This is a genomic window from Pseudomonas sp. BJa5 (assembly GCF_030272875.2).
GTDB lineage: Bacteria > Pseudomonadota > Gammaproteobacteria > Pseudomonadales > Pseudomonadaceae > Aquipseudomonas.
This window is the reverse complement of the sequence record NZ_JALRNG020000175.1, coordinates 1-254: the sequence shown is the minus strand read 5'-3', so window position 1 is coordinate 254 and position 254 is coordinate 1. Positions and strand designations below refer to the sequence as shown.

The window sequence follows — 254 nt, the reverse complement described above, 5'->3', positions numbered from 1 at the left end:
CTGGTTAGACTGCGCGCCCTTTTGCACGGATCTGCGCCATGTTGTTGATGCTCTACCTCAGTGCCATCACCGCCGAAGCCATGACCGGCGCGCTGTCTGCCGGGCGCCGCGGCATGGACTGGTGTGGCGTGGTGCTGATCGCCTGCATCACCGCCCTGGGCGGCGGGTCGGTGCGCGACGTGTTTCTGGGGCATTACCCGCTGACCTGGGTCAAGCACCCGGAATACCTGGTACTGACCAGCTTTGCTGCGCTG

General features: G+C 65.0%; 1 protein-coding gene. It reads left to right on the top strand.

All coding sequences use genetic code 11. The annotated features are described in order from the left end of the window. Positions 1-38 precede the first annotated feature (38 nt). Positions 39-254, top strand: a 216-nt coding sequence (locus M2D63_RS25905; protein ID WP_285865903.1) for a trimeric intracellular cation channel family protein, incomplete at its 3' end; no start/stop codon positions are given.